The sequence below is a fragment of the Candidatus Palauibacter sp. genome, from assembly GCF_965222475.1.
Taxonomy (GTDB): Bacteria; Gemmatimonadota; Gemmatimonadetes; order Palauibacterales; family Palauibacteraceae; genus Palauibacter.
Genome location: NZ_CBDCUB010000001.1, coordinates 1135501 through 1152022 on the forward strand (window position 1 = coordinate 1135501; position 16522 = coordinate 1152022).

General features: G+C 69.4%; 16 protein-coding genes. All 16 read right to left on the reverse strand.

From position 1 onward, the window contains the following. Positions 1-11 precede the first annotated feature (11 nt). The 16 genes from ACOQPP_RS05090 to rimP all read right to left on the reverse strand — a co-directional run bounded on the left by ACOQPP_RS05090 (position 12) and on the right by rimP (position 16482). On the reverse strand, positions 12-1046 hold the full coding sequence (locus tag ACOQPP_RS05090; protein WP_419166324.1) for a rod shape-determining protein: 1035 nt from the start codon (positions 1044-1046) through the stop codon (positions 12-14). A gap of 182 nt (positions 1047-1228) precedes the next feature. Beyond that, positions 1229-2344 (reverse strand): alanine dehydrogenase, encoded by a 1116-nt coding sequence (gene ald, locus ACOQPP_RS05095; protein WP_419166323.1) that lies wholly within the window; start codon positions 2342-2344, stop codon positions 1229-1231. A 22-nt stretch (positions 2345-2366) separates the two neighbouring features. Further along, complete coding sequence (locus ACOQPP_RS05100) at positions 2367-3584, reverse strand: M16 family metallopeptidase (protein WP_420635937.1); 1218 nt, start codon at positions 3582-3584, stop codon at positions 2367-2369. A gap of 155 nt (positions 3585-3739) precedes the next feature. Next, positions 3740-5836, reverse strand: a complete 2097-nt coding sequence (locus ACOQPP_RS05105) for a polyribonucleotide nucleotidyltransferase (protein ID WP_419166321.1) — start codon at positions 5834-5836, stop codon at positions 3740-3742. A 247-nt stretch (positions 5837-6083) separates the two neighbouring features. Further along, positions 6084-6347, reverse strand: a complete 264-nt coding sequence (gene rpsO, locus ACOQPP_RS05110; protein WP_420635938.1) for a 30S ribosomal protein S15 — start codon at positions 6345-6347, stop codon at positions 6084-6086. A 166-nt stretch (positions 6348-6513) separates the two neighbouring features. After that, positions 6514-6876, reverse strand: a complete 363-nt coding sequence (locus tag ACOQPP_RS05115; RefSeq protein WP_419166319.1) for a hypothetical protein — start codon at positions 6874-6876, stop codon at positions 6514-6516. Positions 6877-6926: 50 nt separating this feature from the next. Then, positions 6927-7670: an ATP-binding cassette domain-containing protein gene (locus ACOQPP_RS05120; protein WP_419166318.1), complete on the reverse strand. Its 744-nt coding sequence runs from the start codon at positions 7668-7670 to the stop codon at positions 6927-6929. Beyond that, positions 7667-8770 (reverse strand): hypothetical protein, encoded by a 1104-nt coding sequence (locus tag ACOQPP_RS05125; protein WP_420635939.1) that lies wholly within the window; start codon positions 8768-8770, stop codon positions 7667-7669. The genes ACOQPP_RS05120 and ACOQPP_RS05125 overlap by 4 nt, the downstream gene beginning before the upstream one ends. A 40-nt stretch (positions 8771-8810) precedes the next feature. Next, positions 8811-9734 carry a bifunctional riboflavin kinase/FAD synthetase gene (locus ACOQPP_RS05130; protein ID WP_419166316.1) on the reverse strand — a complete coding sequence of 308 codons (924 nt, stop codon included), beginning with the start codon at positions 9732-9734 and terminating at the stop codon, positions 8811-8813. Then, positions 9731-10645, reverse strand: coding sequence for a tRNA pseudouridine(55) synthase TruB (truB, locus tag ACOQPP_RS05135; RefSeq protein WP_419166315.1), 915 nt, complete (start codon positions 10643-10645; stop codon positions 9731-9733). The genes ACOQPP_RS05130 and truB overlap by 4 nt, the downstream gene beginning before the upstream one ends. Next, on the reverse strand, positions 10635-10991 hold the full coding sequence (gene rbfA / locus ACOQPP_RS05140; protein ID WP_419166314.1) for a 30S ribosome-binding factor RbfA: 357 nt from the start codon (positions 10989-10991) through the stop codon (positions 10635-10637). Before rbfA ends, truB begins: the two co-directional genes overlap by 11 nt. A 28-nt stretch (positions 10992-11019) precedes the next feature. Further along, positions 11020-11304 carry a DUF503 domain-containing protein gene (locus ACOQPP_RS05145; protein WP_419166313.1) on the reverse strand — a complete coding sequence of 95 codons (285 nt, stop codon included), beginning with the start codon at positions 11302-11304 and terminating at the stop codon, positions 11020-11022. A 16-nt stretch (positions 11305-11320) separates the two neighbouring features. Next, on the reverse strand, positions 11321-14020 hold the full coding sequence (gene infB / locus ACOQPP_RS05150) for a translation initiation factor IF-2 (RefSeq protein WP_420635940.1): 2700 nt from the start codon (positions 14018-14020) through the stop codon (positions 11321-11323). Then, positions 14017-14376 carry a L7Ae/L30e/S12e/Gadd45 family ribosomal protein gene (locus ACOQPP_RS05155; protein ID WP_419166311.1) on the reverse strand — a complete coding sequence of 120 codons (360 nt, stop codon included), beginning with the start codon at positions 14374-14376 and terminating at the stop codon, positions 14017-14019. The genes infB and ACOQPP_RS05155 overlap by 4 nt, the downstream gene beginning before the upstream one ends. 16 nt (positions 14377-14392) lie before the next feature. After that, positions 14393-15853: a transcription termination factor NusA gene (nusA, locus tag ACOQPP_RS05160; protein WP_419166310.1), complete on the reverse strand. Its 1461-nt coding sequence runs from the start codon at positions 15851-15853 to the stop codon at positions 14393-14395. After that, on the reverse strand, positions 15850-16482 hold the full coding sequence (gene rimP, locus ACOQPP_RS05165; RefSeq protein ID WP_420635975.1) for a ribosome maturation factor RimP: 633 nt from the start codon (positions 16480-16482) through the stop codon (positions 15850-15852). Before rimP ends, nusA begins: the two co-directional genes overlap by 4 nt. Positions 16483-16522 lie beyond the last annotated feature (40 nt).

Sequence of the window (16522 nt, forward strand, 5' to 3'; positions counted from 1 at the left end):
TCGGGGCACGGCTAGCTGGTAAGCACTCCACGGTATCGCCCGAACTGATCGAGGATCTTGCCGCACCCCCGGACCACGCAGGTGAGAGGCTCCTCATCGACGTGGATCGGGAGCCCTGTCTCTTCCGCCAGGAGCGTGTCCAGGCCGCGGACCAGAGCTCCTCCTCCGGTCATCACGACGCCCCGGTCCACGATATCGGATGCGAGTTCCGGCGGGGTGATTTCGAGCGCGCTTCGGACCGCGGCCACGATCTGCTGGATCGGCTCCTGGAGGCACTCGCGGATCTCGGCCGAATGGACCCGGACGGTCTTCGGGATCCCGGACACGAGATCCCGGCCCTTCACCAGCATCTCCCGGTCTTCGCCCGTGGGATAGGCCGATCCGATCTGGATCTTGACGGCCTCCGCCGTGGGCTCCCCGATGAGGAGATTATAGTTCTTGCGCAGAAACGATACGATCGTCGAGTCGAGTTCGTCGCCCCCGACGCGAATCGATGTGTCGGCGACCGAACCGGAAAGCGCGATCACGGCGATCTCGCTTGTTCCGCCCCCCACGTCGATGATCATGTTGCCCGTCGGCGTCTCGACGGGCAGTCCGACGCCGACCGCCGCCGCCATCGGCTCGGCGACCATGTAGACTTCCTTGGCACCGGCCGCGTGCGCGCTCGATCGGACGGCCCGACGCTCGAGTTCCGTGATCCCCGAGGGCACACCCACCACCACGATCGGCCGGATCTTGAAGAACCTCGACGTCAGTACCTCCTTGAGGAAGTAGCGAATCATCATCTCGGTGATGTCCACGTCGGCGATCACGCCATCCTTCAGGGGTCTGACCGCTTCGATCGCGCTCGGGGTCCGGCCGAGCATGCGCTTGGCAGCGAGGCCTATTCCCTCGATCCGTCCGCTGTCCTTCCGAACGGCGACAACGGAGGGTTCGTTGAGCACGATCCCTTCGCCTTCCACGTGGACGAGGGTGTTCGCCGTGCCGAGGTCCACTCCGATCTTGCTGACCGGGAGGAAGCTGTTCCGCAGCCACCACCTTCTCATCTAGGAGTTCGGACCTCGGAGGAACTCCGAGGCTGCGCGACTGCGGGACACGGGAGGCGGGCCTCCGAGGCGGCTGGTCTCATCGGGAGCACCCTGCCGAGGGCGCGGGACGCAGTAATGTATGGGTGCTTTCGGGTGCGGGAAAGTCGGTTTTGGGGCCCTTCCGGGCGCCGTGTCGGAGATCAGCCCCGCAACCCTTCCAGGGACGTGTGCTCCAGGTGGAAGGCGTCGGCGACCGCCCGATAGGTGACCCTTCCCCGGGCGACGTTCACGCCGAGGGCGAGACCGCGGTCGGCCAGACAGGCCGCCTCCCAGCCCTGGTCCGCAAGCCTGGCGAGGTACGGAAAAGTCGCGTTCGTGAGCGCCAGGGTGGACGTGCGGGGTACGGCCCCCGGCATGTTGGCCACGCAGTAGTGGATCACACCGTGGACCGTATACGTCGGGTCGTTGTGCGTCGTCGGCCGGGCCGACTCCACGCAGCCTCCCTGATCCACCGCCACGTCGACGATCACGGAGCCGTCCTTCATGTGCCGCAGGTCGTCGTGCCGGACGAGTTTCGGCGCCTTCCCGCCGGGGACGAGGACGGCTCCGATCAGGACATCGGCGCGCTCGATCTGCTCGAGGATCGAATGCCGGTTCGAGTACAGGGTATCGACGTTCGGCGGCATCACATCCGCCAGGTAGCGGAGCCGCGGCAGGCTCACATCGAGGACCGTCACGTGGGCGCCGAAGCCGGCCGCGATCGTGGCCGCGTTGGATCCGACGACCCCGCCCCCCAGGATGACGACCTCGGCCGGGAGCACGCCGGGCACCCCGCCGAGCAGGATCCCGTATCCGCCCGAGGTCCGCTCCAGGTACTTGGCCGCCTCCTGAACGGCCATGCGCCCCGCCACCTCCGACATCGGCGTGAGGAGAGGCAGTTCGCCCGTCGGAAGCTGCACCGTCTCGTAGGCGATCGCGATGCAGCCGCTCTCGATCGTGCGCTGCGTGAGCCGCTCGTCGGCCGCGAAGTGGAAGTAGGTGAAGATGACCTGTTCCCGCCGCATGAGGTCGTACTCGGCCTCGATGGGATCCTTGACCTTGACGATCAGCTCCGCCCGTGCCCACACCTCCGACGCCGAGTCGAGCATCTGGGCGCCGGCGGCCCTGTAGAGGTCATCCGGGAAGCCACTGCCAAGACCCGCGTCGCTCTCGACGCAGACCGTGTGGCCGGACAGGACGAGCGACTGGGCCCCTGCGGGGACGAGCGCCACCCGGTTCTCGTCCGTCTTGATCTCCTTCGGCACACCGACGATCATTTCGTTCGCTCCGGGTGAAGGATCACCTTCCGACCGGTGCGGATCCCGCGAGGGCGGGCTCAGGCGCCAATTCGAGCGTGGCGAGCCGGTCGGGGGCGAAGTAGGCGGCGGCTTCGAGACATTGGTCCCGGTCGACCGCGTCGAGCCGGAAGGCCACCTCATCGAGTGTACGATAGCGGTGCCCGTACAGGGCGATGCCTGCCAGTCGGCTCATTCGCGCGACGGGAGATTCGAGTGAAATCAGGAACTGGCCCTTGAGTTGGCTCCGGGTGTCGTCCAGCTCGGCTTCCGTCAGCCCCTCCCGCGCGAGACGAGCCAGTTCCCCGATCAACGCCTCCCGCGCTTCGTCCGCCGTCTCGGGCCGGGTGCCGACGTAGGCGCCCACGTGCCCCGCCCGCGAGAAGAAGGCGTGGAAGCTGTATACGGAGTACGCGAGCCCGCGCTCTTCGCGGATGTGCTGGAACAGCCGTGAACTCATCCCCCCGCCGAGCGCGGTCGACGTGACGTAGATCGCGTAGCGCAGCGGGTGGCGGTACGGGATCGAGAGTCCGCCCATCACGATGTGCGTCTGCCCGCCACCCGGGCTCCGGAGACGCCGGAAGCCGGTCCCGCCGACCGGCGCGGGGGGATCCTCGGGGGCCGATCCAGGCGCCCGGTCGGGGAGCCACCGCGCTAGCCCGGCCACCAGAGCCTCGTGCTCGACCGCTCCCGCCGCCACGACGACCACGTTGTCCGGGCGGTACGCGCGCCCGTGCGCCGCCGCGAGCGCGGTCGCCGGGAGCGACCGTACCGACGCCCGGGTCCCGAGGATCGGCTCGCCATACGGGTGTCCTCCATACAGGAGGCGGGCGTGTTCCTCGAACGCGACATCCTCGGGGACCTCCGCGGCGGCCGCGATCTCCTCGAGCACGACCTCCCGTTCCACCTCGAGATCGCGCTCGTCGAGAAGGGGCCGGAAGGCGAGGTCGCAGAGCACGTCGAGCGCGACATCCAGTTCGCCGGCCGGCACCCTGGCCTGGAAGGCCGTGGACTCGTGCGTCGTGTACGCGTCGAGCGCACCCCCGAGGCGTTCCAGCTCCCAGGCGAGATCCCGCGCGGAGCGGCGGCGCGTCCCCTTGAATACCATGTGCTCGAGCAGGTGCGACACGCCGCTCTCGGCCGGATCCTCGTGCACGCGCCCCTGCCGCACCCAGAGACCGAGAGCCACCGAGCGAACCGAATCCAGACGCTCGCTCAGCACGGTCATCCCGTTCGGCAGACGGGTCCGGTGGACCGCCCGGTCCAGGCGCTCCGATCCCGCACGGCCCGGGTGGGGGTCTCCGCCGGCCGCCGCGACCGGCTGCGCGCTCCCGGCGGGCCCGCGCGGTCGCGAGCCCGCGTGGGCCCTGGCCCTGCTCAGCCCTTGCCCGCGGACTCGAGGGCCGCGCGGCGGGAGAGCTTGAGGCGTCCGCGATCGTCCACGGCCAGGAGCTTCACCCGCACTTCGTCTCCGGGTTTCACGACGTCTTCCGTCTTCGCGGTACGCCCTTCCTCGAGTTCGGAGATGTGGCACAGCCCCTCGACGCCGGGGATGATCTCCACGAACGCTCCGAAGTCCGTCGTGTTCTTGACCACGCCGCGGTAGATGCGTCCGACCTCGGGCTCCTGCACGATGGCCTCGACCATCTCGCGCGCGCGCTCGGCGCCCTCGCCCGTGGGGGCCGCGATCGTCACCACCCCGGTATCCTCGACGTTCACATCCGTTCCCGTCTCCTCCTGGATCATCCGGATCGTCTTCCCCTTCGGCCCGATGACCTCGCCGATCTTCTGGGGGTTGATCTGGACGGTCACGATCCGCGGCGCGTGCGGCGACATCTCCTCGCGCGGCGAAGGCAGCGTCTCGTTCATCCTCGCCAGGATCTGCAGTCGCGCGTCCCGGGCGCGGGCCAGCGCCTCCCGCATCGTATCGACGGACAGCCCGCCGGCCTTGATGTCCATCTGGACGGCGGTGATGCCTCGCTCGGTCCCGGCGATCTTGAAGTCCATGTCGCCGAGGGCGTCTTCCACACCGAGGATGTCGGTCAGGATCTCGACTTGGTCACCCTCCTTGATGAGCCCCATGGCGATCCCCGCGCACGGGGCTCGCATCGGAACGCCCGCGTCCATGAGGGACAGCGAGCCGCCGCAGACCGAGGCCATCGAACTCGATCCGTTCGACTCCAGAATGTCGGACACGATCCGGATCGTGTACGGGAAGTCCTCGTACGCCGGGAGCAGCGCCTGGAGCGCACGCTCGGCCAGGAGCCCGTGACCCGTCTCGCGTCGGCTCGTCCCCCGGAACATCCGCACCTCGCCCGTCGCGAAGCCGGGAAAGTTGTAGTGGAGCATGAACGACTTCGAGGTCTCCTCGCGGACATCGACCGAGTCGATGCGCTGCTCGTCTCTCACCGACCCGAGGGTCGCCACGGCAAGCGCCTGGGTCTGCCCCCGCGTGAACAGGGCCGAGCCGTGCGTTCGCGGCAGGAGGCCGACGTCGCAGGTGATGTCGCGGATGTCGTTCACGCCCCGGCCATCGATCCGCTCCCCGTCATCGAGGATGCGCCGGCGCATGATCTCCTTCTCGAGCTTCCGCAGGGCCGCGCCGACATCCTTCCCGCAATCGGGGTGCTCGGCGTCGAGGCGCTCGGTGACCTCCGCGCGCAAGGTGGAGAGCGCCCGCCCGCGTTCATCCTTCTCGGCGATCCGCAGGGCGTCGCCCACCGGGCCGGCGGCCTCCGCCGTGACTTTCGCGACAACGTCCGCATCCGGCCCCACGGGCTCGTACTCGAACGTCTCCTGCGCCCCGGCCATCGCCACCAGCTCACGCTGGAGGCCAATCAGCTCGACGATGGCTTCCCGTCCGACGCGCATCGCTTCCAGAAACTCATCTTCCGTCGCCTCGAGACAGGCGCCTTCGACCATCACGATCGAACTCTCGGATCCGGCGACCACGATCTCGAGGTCGCACATCTCGAGGTCGTCGAACGTCGGGTTGACGAGCCACTGGCCGTCCATCCTGGCTACGCGGACGCCGGCGATGGGTCCGTTCCAGGGGATCGGGGAGAGGAGAAGCGCGGTCGAGGCCCCCAGCAGACCGATCACATCGGCATCGTTCTCCTGGTCGGCGGAGATCACGAAACAGACGACTTGGGTATCGTTCTGATAGTCGCCGGGGAACAGCGGACGCAGCGGGCGGTCGATCTGCCGCGCCGACACCGTCTCCTTGTCGCCGGGGCGTGTCTCCCGCTTGATGAAGCCGCCGGGGAACTTTCCAGCGGCATAGGTCTTCTCCCGGTATTCGACCGTGAGCGGGAAGAACGGGAGGTGCGTGGGCTTGCGGTCTGCGGTGGCGGTGACCAGCAGCGCGGTCTCTCCGTATTGAACGTAGACGGCGCCGTCCGCCTGACGGGCCATGCGGCCCGTTTCCAGGATGAGGGGCCGACCATGGAACTCGGTTTCGATTCTGTGCGTCATTCTCTTCTTCTCTTCTCTTGTCTTCGATGGCGCCACGGGCTTTCCGGGCGCCGCGCCGGCCCGCGACGGTCGCGGGGGCTCATGGCGTGTCTTCGTGTCCTTGCATCAGCTTCTTTGCGTCAGCGCAACTGGCGCGGGCGGGCGAGACTCGGCTCCGGCGGCCCGAGACGAGGGAAAAACGGCGGGTGGCCCGAGGAAGCGTGCCATTGGCGGCGGACGGCGGAGAGCTTGGGGGCCGCACGGCGCCTCAACGACGTAGTCCGAGCTCCTCGATGACCGACCGGTAGCGGTCGAGATCGGTCGTGCGAAGGTAGTTAAGCAGCCGGCGGCGACGGCCGACCATCTTCAAGAGCCCCCGGCGGCTGTGATGATCCTTGGGGTGGTCCCGGAAGTGCCCGGTCAACTCCTCGATACGAGCCGTGAGCAGCGCGACCTGCACCGGCGCCGACCCCTGATCGTTCTCGCGCCGCGAGAACTTCTCTATGATCCCCTGCTTCTTCGTCTTGTCCACGTCGTTCGATATCCCTCGGTCCCTGCCCCTCATGCGCGCGGAGGAGCCGGGAGAATTTACCCGGCCGCCCATCCGGTCCGTTTCAGATACAATCCGTAAGTGTAGAATCGGCGCTCGTCGCTGTAAAGGTACACGCTTACGCGGCGCTACGCCCGCATGGCCCTGTTCACCGAAGCCACCCCGAAGTCACGACCGCCACGATCTCCAGACTCAGGCACGTGCCCGCCCAGAGGAGAAACGCCCCTCGCGGTCCGATCCCCAGGTTGGCGAGCCAGGAGGCCCCGCCCCGGCGGCGCTGGTTGATCCACGCCAGGAAGACGCAGACCGCGACGAGGGGCAGCGACACGTTGCTCACGAGCACCGATCCGGTCGCGCCGCCCTCTTCCGGCAACGGGACCGCGCCGCGAAACGCCGCGAGCACGGCCCGGAGCGTGGCCCAGATCACGGCCGCCGACGCCGCGACCGGCAGCCGGACCCGTACGGCGCGCCGAAGCCACGCCGCCCCGCGCTGCGGAACGCCGACCGGCACGGGGCGGGCGAGGCTCGCCGCAACCGGGGCCGGAGCGGAGGCTGCGGCGCTCAGAGAGGGGAGTCTCGAGGTCGGCGACGGCCGAGGTATTGGCCGGCGAACTCGGGATGCGCCCAGGCCTGCTCCGGAGACCCCAGGACGCGCGTCCCGCCGGCGACGATCCACACGACTTCAGCGGCCACGGCCAGCAGCAACTCGACCTCGTGTCCCGTGGCCAGCACCGCCGCGCCCCGCCGTGCCGCATCGCGGATGGCTCGGGCCGTCCGGATCTGATGGGCGGGCGACAGTCCCGCGAGAGGCTCGTCGGCGATCAGGCAGACCGGATCACGAAGGAGGGCCAAGGTGAGCTCCACACGTCGGCGCTCTCCACCCGAGAGTTGCCAGATCCTGGCGCCCGCGAAGGGAGCCACATCGAGCGGATCCTGATTCGCCGGCGGTTCGGACCGCGGAAACGCCGCCCGCAACGTCTCGAGGTGCGTCTCCTCGCGCGGCCGCGGCACCGCGAGGCCGCGGTCGGGCAGGAAGAAGAGGCCTTCGCGCGCCATGCGGGCGAGGCGGGGCCGGAGCGTCGCGTCGCCCCACCAGATCACGCTCCCGTTGTCCGCGGCCAGGAGCCCCAAGCCACAACGCACCAGCGTGCTTTTGCCCGACCCGTTGCGCCCCAGCAGCACGGTCACGCGCCCCGGCCAGGCCCGTACGGCGGCCGCCCTGAGCACTTCCGCGTCTCCGAGACGCTTGACGAACCCCTCCGCCGCGAAGACCGGCCTGACCGCTTCCTGCCGAGTCTCGCTCACATCCCGGGGGCTTCCGGCGAACGGCAACCGGGCCCATCGAGGGACGGGGTGTAGAGCACCGCGCGTGGAACCACATCGTCCTCCCGGACACCGAAGACGAATCTTTCGTCACCCGTGATCCGCAGAGCTTCCTCGTGTCGCATCCGTGCGACGAGTTCTCCGTTCGCCGGGTCGATGACCTCGAGCATGGTGTCCAGCACGCGGTTGAGCTGGAGCTCGGCGGGAGTCACGTCGGCGTTGTCCCGCCAGTTCGCGTCCGCGACCCACGTCGCGATCCACATCAAGCCCTCGGCGAAGCGAAGGCTCATCACGACCGACGGCGTCGGCGCGGTGATCGGCGCGCCCGGCTGAGGCGGGCCGGGATCGAACCAATCGGCCTCGCCGGCCAGCCGAACGACCGGATCGCCGCCTCCGTCCGTCTCCCACGCCTCGAACGCGTACGCTCCCGGCTGCGCCGACCATGCCCTGCCGCGATCGTCGAGGGCCACCGGGGCGCGGAAGAAGTTCACGATCCACGGCTCGGCAGGCACCGCCCCGAGAGCGGCGAGCGTCGCTCCGTCGCCGTCGACCACCTCCGTCGACACGCTCAGACCGGCCGCGCCGACTCCGAAGCCGGACACCACGAAGCGCGCGCCGGCATCGATCGTGACGAAGTCCAGGGCCTGAAGCGTGCGTACGTCCACGGCCTCCAGAGCCTCGCCCCCGGGCGACACGTGCGTGATGCGGCGATTGCCCAGGTCCAGAATCAGCAGGGTCCCGTCGAGGCCCGGGCGAATGCGGCCCGGTGCCCGAAATTCTCCGGGGCCGTCGCCGGCCCGACCGAACGTCCGGCGGAACCGGCCCTCCGCATCGTAGACCAGCAGTTGCCCCCGGTTCTCCGGGCTCGCGACGATGAATTCTCCGTCCCGGGTGCGTGTGATCTCCGGACGAACTCCGATCGTCCCGGCGTCTTCGAGTTCGCCGAGGGAAAGCACCTCGCGCAACCCGACGGCACAATCCGGGGGATCCGTCGAAATGGAGACCAGTTCCTGGGCGGAAGCGGCCGCGGGAAAACCGAAGACTCCGGCCGCGCTCGTGCCCGCCAGGGTCGCCAGAAGCATGTCATGAAGTCTCACCGGCCATCACCGTCGTACATGGCGCTCATTTTCTCGCGAAGAACTCGCGCCCGGCCTCCAGATCTCGTCGCATCTGCTCGATCAGTCCGGCCTGCGTCGCGAACGGTCGCACCTCGCGCAGCCTGTGGAGGAACTCCACGACGACCCGCTCGCCGTAGATGTCCCGCTCGAAGTCGATCAGGAACAGTTCGATCGTGGGGGGCAAACCCGCGAAGGTCGGCCGCGGGCCCAGGTGCAGCAGCCCCTCCCTCAGTTCGGTGCCTACACTCGCGCGCACCGCATAGATCCCCTCGGCGGGGAGCAGCTTGTCGGGCGGGGGGGGAGCGAGGTTGGCGGTCGGGAAGCCGAGCGTCCGGCCGCGTCCCAGTCCGTGGATCACGGTCCCGCGCAGCGAGTAGGGACGGCCCAGTCCCGCGGCCGCGGCCTCCATGTCGCCCTCACCCACCGCGCACCGGATGCGGGTGGAAGAGACGGCCCCGCTGCCTACCCGCACTCCGCCCACGACGGCAACATCGAATCCGTGCACGGCCCCGAGCCGCTCGAGCACGTTCACGTCGCCGGCGCGTCCGCGCCCGAACCCGTGGTCGTATCCGATGACGAGTGCCGACGCGCGGAGCCGCCGCACGAGAATCTCTTCCACGAACCTTTCCGGCGAATACCGGGAGAACTCGGTCGTGAAGGTGACGAACGCGACGTAATCGAGGTCGAACTGGGCGAGGATCTCCTTCTTCTCGTTCGGCAGCGTGAGCAGTTGCGGGGCCGCGTCGGGGCGGACGACCCGCAGCGGATGCGGATCGAACGTAAGGAGCACGGACGAGCTCGCGCGCGCCCGCGCACGCCTTCGCACCTGTCGGAGGATCGCCTGGTGGCCGAGGTGGACGCCATCGAAGGTCCCGACGGTGACGACGGTGGTGTTCACGTGCGCCGGAAGCCCGCCCACGCCGCTCACGCCGGGAACACCTTCCTGGGGAAGAGCCGATCGTCGCGCGCTTCCGCGACGGCCACGAGAGTGTCGCCGGCGACGAGGGCCACCGGGCCCGCCTCGGGCTCCGCGGACGTGAGGTCCGGCCACAGCGGAGGGAGCAGATCGCCCCGTTCCACAGGCCGTCCGTTGCGCACCCCGGCCTCTTCCCGGCCGCTCAGCCGGCGTTGGACGACCCAGGGCAGGGCTCCGGGACCGGGGCGCCAGGCGGGAAGCGCGGCCGTCACCGCATTCGCGGCTTCCTCGGGGCCTACCGCTTCCGCCAGCGGGAAGGGACCGATCCCGGTGCGGCACAACGCGGTCAGGTGCGCGCCGGCGCCGAGGTCCCGCCCTATGTCGCGGGCCAGCGCGCGTACGTAGGTACCGGTAGACACGCGGGCGCGGAAGCGGACGCGCGGCAAGTCGACCTCCGTGACCGTGAGTTCGTGGAAGACCACTTCGCGGGCCTCCAGAGCCGGCCGGTCTCCGCGACGGGCCAGATCGTAGGCACGCTCGCCGCCGACGTGCCGCGCCGAATACACGGACGGCACCTGACGTCCCTTCCCCACACGGGCGGCGAAGGCGGCTCGGACCCGCTCTCCGTCGCAGTCCCGCCAGGCGGGGCTCTCCGAAACGGTCACCCCCGTGAGGTCGTCCGTGTCGGTCTCCCGTCCGAGTTCCAGCGTGGCCTCGTAAGACTTCGGGAGGGCGTGAAAGAAGTCCGCGAGCCGCGTGAACGCTCCCACCAGCGCCAGGAGCAGCCCGGTGGCAAAGGGATCGAGCGTCCCGGTGTGGCCGACCCGGCGGACGCCGAGCGCGCGCCGCAGCCGAAGCATGATGTCGTGCGAGGTGGCGCCGGCCGGCTTGTCCACCAGGAGCAGACCCGCGTCAGGCCTCACTCGGCCCGTCGCTCTCGCGCACCCGGCGGAGGAGCGCTTCGATTCGGCTGGCGTGTTCCGGCGTCTCGTCCGGCAGGAAGCGGAATTCGGGAATCTTCCGGAGCCGGAGTGACCGCCCGAGTTCGCGGCGAATGAAGCCGATCGCGTGCTCCAGGCCCTCGATACCCTCCGCCACATCACCATCGGACCGCACATAGACGGTGGCGAAGGAAAGGTCCCTCGTCGCTCGCACGTCCGTCACCGTCACGCCATCCAGCCGGGGATCCTTCAGCGGACCCAGGAGCAGCCGCGAAAACTCCCGCCGGAACAGCTCGCCCAGGCGCTCGCCCCGGTGGCGGTGGCTCACTTCCCCGCCCCCGCCCCACGCCGCCGGATCAAAGGAACTCCCTCTCCGACTCGACGACGTGCGCCCGAGGGTCCGAGCGCAGGAAGCGGTCCACGCCGCCCAGCACGGACTCGGCCTGGCGGCGATCGCCGGAGACGACGGAGACCGTGATCTCGGCCATCGACGCGCGGTCCTGCAGGCCGGTCTCTGCGGCCGAGACCCGGAACTTCCCGATCGCCCGCTCGCGGAGGCCACGGATGACCGAACGCTTCATCTTGAGCGACCGGCAGCCCGGAAGGTGAAAGACCCAGCGACCCACCCCGATGACGGCCACGACACCTCGCGCGGCGTCAGCCGGCCGGGGCTCCGGAGAGGGTGCGGGCCACTTCCACGACCTCGAAGCACTCGATCACATCGCCGGTCTTGATATCGTTGTAGTTCTCGATGGAGATGCCGCACTCGTACCCGCCCCTGACCTGGCGCACGTCCTCCTTGAACCGCCTCAGACTCTCGACCCGCCCCTGGTAGATCTGGATCTGGTCGCGGAGCAGGCGGATGGGGAGGCTGCGCCGAATCTCGCCGGACTGGACGTAGCAGCCGGCGATCGTCCCCGCCTTGGGGACGCGGAAGAGTTCCCGGATCTCGGCCATCCCCACCGTGATCTCCCGCTGTTCGGGCACCAGCAGGCCCTCGAGGGCGAGGCGGATCTCCTCGACCGCCTCGTAGATCACGTTGTAGATCCGGATCTCGATCGATTCGCGCTCGGCCGTGGCCGCGGCGCCAGCGTCGGGACGTACGTGGAAGCCGACGATGATCGCCTGCGAGGTCGAGGCGAGGAGGATGTCGGACTCGTTGATGCCGCCGACCGCCCGGTGGATGACCTCGACCGAGACTTCGTCCGTCGAGAGGCGCTCGAGGCTGTCGGAGAGCGCCTGCACGGACCCGTCGGTGTCGCCCTTGATGACGATGTTCAGCCGGGCGCGCTCGCCGGCCTTGACCGCCTCGAACACGTCCTCGAGACGCGTCCCCGTAGCCTTGCGGCGAATGTCCTTCTCACGCTCGAGCTGCTGTCGTCGGCTCACGATCTCGCGGACGCGCGCCGCGGGAAGGACGACGAGGGAATCACCGGCCTGCGGGACGCCCTCGAGCCCGAGCACCCGCACCGGGATGCCGGGCCCCGCGCGGTTCACCTTCCGGCCACGCTCGTCGAGCAGCGCCCGGACCCGTCCGGCGTGCAGCCCGCACACGAAGTCCGCGCCGACCCGCAGCGTGCCACTCTGGATCAGGACCGTCGCCACGGCCCCCATGCCCTTGTCGAGCTGGGCCTCGACCACGGTGCTGCGGGCGTCACGATCCGGGTTCGCCCCCAGCTCGAGCAACTCGGCCTGGAGGAGAACCTTCTCCAGCAGGTCTTCGAGTCCGGCACCCGTCTTCGCGGACACATCCGCGCTCAGGACGTCGCCGCCGAACTCCTCGAGCACGACTTCATGCGCGAGCAGTTCCCGCTTCACCTTGTTCACGTCGGATGTCGGGAGATCGATCTTGTTGACCGCCACAACGAGCGGTACGCCCGCGTTCCTGGCATGGCTGATCGCTTCGATCGTCTGCGGCATCACGGAGTCGTCGGCCGCGACGACCAGGATCACGACATCCGTCACCTCCGCGCCACGCGCGCGCATGGCGGTGAAGGCCTCGTGACCCGGCGTGTCGAGAAACGTGATCGTGCGTCCCCCGGGGAGTTTCACGTGATAAGCGCCGATGTGCTGCGTGATCCCTCCCGCTTCGCCCGCGATCACGTTGGTCCTGCGAATGCGGTCCAGCAGCGAGGTCTTTCCGTGGTCGACATGACCCATGACGGTCACGATCGGGGGCCGCGGCGCGAGCTTGCCCTCCTCCTCGGCGTCGCCCTCGTCAACGGTGGCGAGGTCCGCCTCGAAGGCCTCCTCGCGGATCGCGGTGTAGCCGGCTTCCTCGCAGATGAGCTCGATCTGCTCGAAGTCGAGACGCTGGTTAATGGTCACCATCAGACCGAGGTTCTTGAACGCCGATGTGATGATCGCCTGCGGGGCGACCTCGATGAGATCGGCGAGTTCGGACACGGTGAGGAATTCATTGACCCGTACCGTGGCCTTCTCCACCTCCCGCTCGAGTTCGCGCTGCTCCTTCTCGGCCTCGCGCTGCTGCTGCTGCGTATCCCGGCGCCGCTTCCGCGTCGGGGACTGGCCCATCGCGGCGAGCGTCTTTCTGAAGTTCTGCTGAACCGCGTTCCGGTCCACCCGGCGGCGCTTCTTCCGTTCCCCGCCCCGAGCCTTGCGACGTCCGTCGACCGTGTAGCCCGCGGCCGAGATTCTCACCTTGCCTCCCGGGCCGGCCGAGGCGGTCGGCCCCGACACGGCGGCGGCCGGCGGCGCGTCCGCCGGCATGTCGCGTCGCACCGGCTTGGGTCGGCGCGCTCGGCGGGACGGTGCGGGCGGCCCTTCCGCAGCGGGTTCCGGCGCGTCCCGGGCGGCATCGGCCTGGTCGATTTCCGCTTCGACCGGCTCGGTAGGCTCCGCGTCCGCGGACTCCTCCTCCGGCTCGACGATCGCCTCGGGCTCCGGCTCCGGCATCTCCTCCACGGCAGGGGGTTCGACGGCCGCCGGGGTCTCGACCACGGAATCGACGGCCGCCGGGACCTCCACGACGGCCTCGACCGGCGGCTCGACCACCGCCACTTCCGTCGTGTCCGGGGCAGGAGCCGGATCGGCCGCGGGGTCGGCGGACGGCTCCACCGCCTGGGCGACCTCGGTCGCGGGGGTGTCCGACGGTGTGAGCGAGGGGGGCGTCGCGCGGCGACGCCTCCGACGGCGGCGCACACGGGTGGCGGTTCCCGCCCTGGCTTCGCCGCGGCGTTCGCGCTCCAGCCGAGCGTGAAGGCGCGCCACGTTCGTCGGATCCACGGTGGACATGTGGCTCCGCACGGGCACATCCATTTCGCGAAGCATCTGGATGAGGTGACTCGTCTCGAGTCTCAACTCCTCCGCGACCTCGAAGACACGTTTCTCTGTCAAGGCACCTGCCCTTCCGGGTCTCCTGCCGACCCGGAGCTGTGATCGCCCCCCGCGGGAGCACACTCCGCTTCGATAATCCGCGCGGCCAGCGCCACATCCGTGACGCCCGCTACGGCGACATCGTTCCTTCCGAGCGCCCGTCCGAGCGCCTCCCGGCTTGCGACCGTGACCCGCGACGCCGCGCGGGCTTCGGGCGGCAAACGGCCCAGCGCATGTCGTGAGGCGTCAGACGCCACCACGAGCAACGCGAGCCGCCCTCTCCGCGCCGCACCATCCACCGCGCGGGTGCCGAGCGCCACGCGGCCCGCCCGCATCGCGATCCCGAGCAGACCGAGCCTCCCGTTCGCGACCGTCATCGCGGGCCGCCTCGACTCAGCCGGTCGCCTCCCCGGAAGTCGCCGCGCTCTCCAGGGCCTCCGGGGCCATCTCGCTGCCGACCACGTCCGCCGTCTCGCCAGCCTCCTCCTCCGTCTCGCCGGCCACATCGGCCGTCTCGCCAGCCGCCTCCTCCGCCGCCTTCCCGGCCACGGCCGCGTCCGGGGACGTCTCGTCGACGACGGTCAGCTCGTCGACCAGCGCTTCGAGCGTATCCGCCTCTTCCCCTCCGATCCCGGGGACCTGGAGAAAATCCCCCCGGTCCATGTCCAGCAGGCCGTAGAAGCTGCCGATTCCCGCCGCCTCGAGCGCGGCCAGCGTTGCGGGCGCGATTCCCTCCAGTTCCGAGAGCGGGAAATCGGAGATCTCGTAGTCCTCCCCGCCCCCGAACAGGCCACTCTGGCCGCCGCGCTCAATCCAGTCCCGGCTGGAGTAGAGATCGATCTGCCACCCGATCAACTGGGACGCCAGGCGCACGTTCTGCCCATTGCGTCCGATCGCGAGCGACAGCTGGTCCTCATCGACGATCGCGGTGATCACGTGCCGCTCCTGATCGGAGATCACCTTGGCCACCCGGGCCGGAGCCAGCGCCCGGCGAGCGAAGATCTCGGGATCGGGGTGCCAAGGGACGATGTCGATGCGTTCACCGCTCAGTTCGGAAACCACCGCCTGCACGCGTGATCCCTTGAGGCCGACGCACGCTCCCACTGGATCGACGGATTCGTCACGGGACGCGACGGCCACCTTGGTGCGCCCGCCGGCTTCCCGGACGATTTCCTTGATCTCCACGATGTTGTGGTAGATCTCCGGCACTTCGAGCGCGAACAGGGACGCGACGAACTGCGGGTCCGCCCGCGACAGGATGAGCCGCGGACCTCGAGACGTCTCCTCGAGCAGCTTCAGCACGGCGCGGATCGGCTCGCCCTGGCGGAAACGCTCCCGGGGATTCTGCTCTCGCCACGGGATGATGGCCTCCGCTTCCCGGGAACGATTCAGCATCACGACAAGCTTGCCCCGCTCGCTGGCCTGCACCTCGCCCGACACGAGATCCCCGACCCGATCATTGAATTCCATGCGAATCCGGTCGCGCTCACCTTCGCGAATCCGCTGGATGATCCGCTGCTTGGCTGCCATCACGGCGCTGCGCCCGAATTCCCTGAAGTCGACCGGGATTTCCATGAGGTCGCCGACCTCGAAGTCGGGATCGTCCCAACGCGCCTGCTCCAGGGTGACCTCGCGTGCGGGGTCCTCAACCTCCGCCACGACCTCCTTCAGCACGACGATCGAGATGTCCCCTTCGTCCGTGACGTCGATCTCCGCTTCGACCGGGCCTCCGAACCGACGAGCCAGCGCGGCATGGATCCCCTCGCGGATGAGACCATGCAATTCCAACTCCGTCAGCGACTTGTTGGCCGCCATCATGCGGAACGCCTCAACGACCGGGATCTGATCGCTCATCTCTTTCCCTTGTCTCCCTCGCCGCCTCCCACCGCGTCCCAGTCGTAGACCAGGCGCGCGGAGGCGACGGCCTCCAGCGGGATCTCCACGCGATCCCCATCGACCTCCAGCGCAAACGCCTCCGAGGGCCCGGCGGCCAGCCCGAGGAGCGTCCCGTCGAGCCGCCGCCCGCGCTCCGCCAGCGGCGCGTACCCCTTCACGCGAACCCGCGACCCCGCGAAGCGCGCGTAGTCCGCCGCCTTCACCAGCGGCCGGTCGACTCCCGGGGAGGAGACTTCCAGCACCCAGTTCTCGTCTCCCCCGTTCGCTTCCGCCGAACGGGCGCGGACTTCCCTCGCGACCGCCGCGCAATCCTCCACCGTGACGCCCGAGCGGCCGGCCGAAACGCCCGGGCGGTCGATCCGGAGCCGGAGCAGCGGCCGGCGGCGGCCGCCTCCGCGCTCCAGCTGCACGACCTCGAACCCCAGGGCCTCGACGGCCCGCTCGATGTGCGCCGCGTCCAGAATGGTCGACCTCCGGCGGCCCGCAGCCGCGCACGGTAACCGTTTATCAGCAAAAAAAAGTGGGGCCCGTACAGCTTCCCCACTTCGAGTAACGCCATCGCCCGCCGGGCCCGCGCGGGACGGTATGTGGACCTGCGGCTGTCAAGATAGGGCGGACGCAAACCGG

Excerpts from the sequence above, each read along its gene's own strand:
- ACOQPP_RS05090 (WP_419166324.1), bottom strand. The coding sequence starts at position 1,046 with ATGAGAAGGTGGTGGCTGCGGAACAGCTTCCTCCCGGTCAGCAAGATC.
- ald (WP_419166323.1), bottom strand. The coding sequence starts at position 2,344 with ATGATCGTCGGTGTGCCGAAGGAGATCAAGACGGACGAGAACCGGGTG.
- ACOQPP_RS05105 (WP_419166321.1), bottom strand. The coding sequence starts at position 5,836 with ATGACGCACAGAATCGAAACCGAGTTCCATGGTCGGCCCCTCATCCTG.
- ACOQPP_RS05125 (WP_420635939.1), bottom strand. The coding sequence starts at position 8,770 with ATGCTTCTGGCGACCCTGGCGGGCACGAGCGCGGCCGGAGTCTTCGGT.
- ACOQPP_RS05155 (WP_419166311.1), bottom strand. The coding sequence starts at position 14,376 with ATGACGGTCGCGAACGGGAGGCTCGGTCTGCTCGGGATCGCGATGCGG.
- nusA (WP_419166310.1), bottom strand. The coding sequence starts at position 15,853 with ATGAGCGATCAGATCCCGGTCGTTGAGGCGTTCCGCATGATGGCGGCC.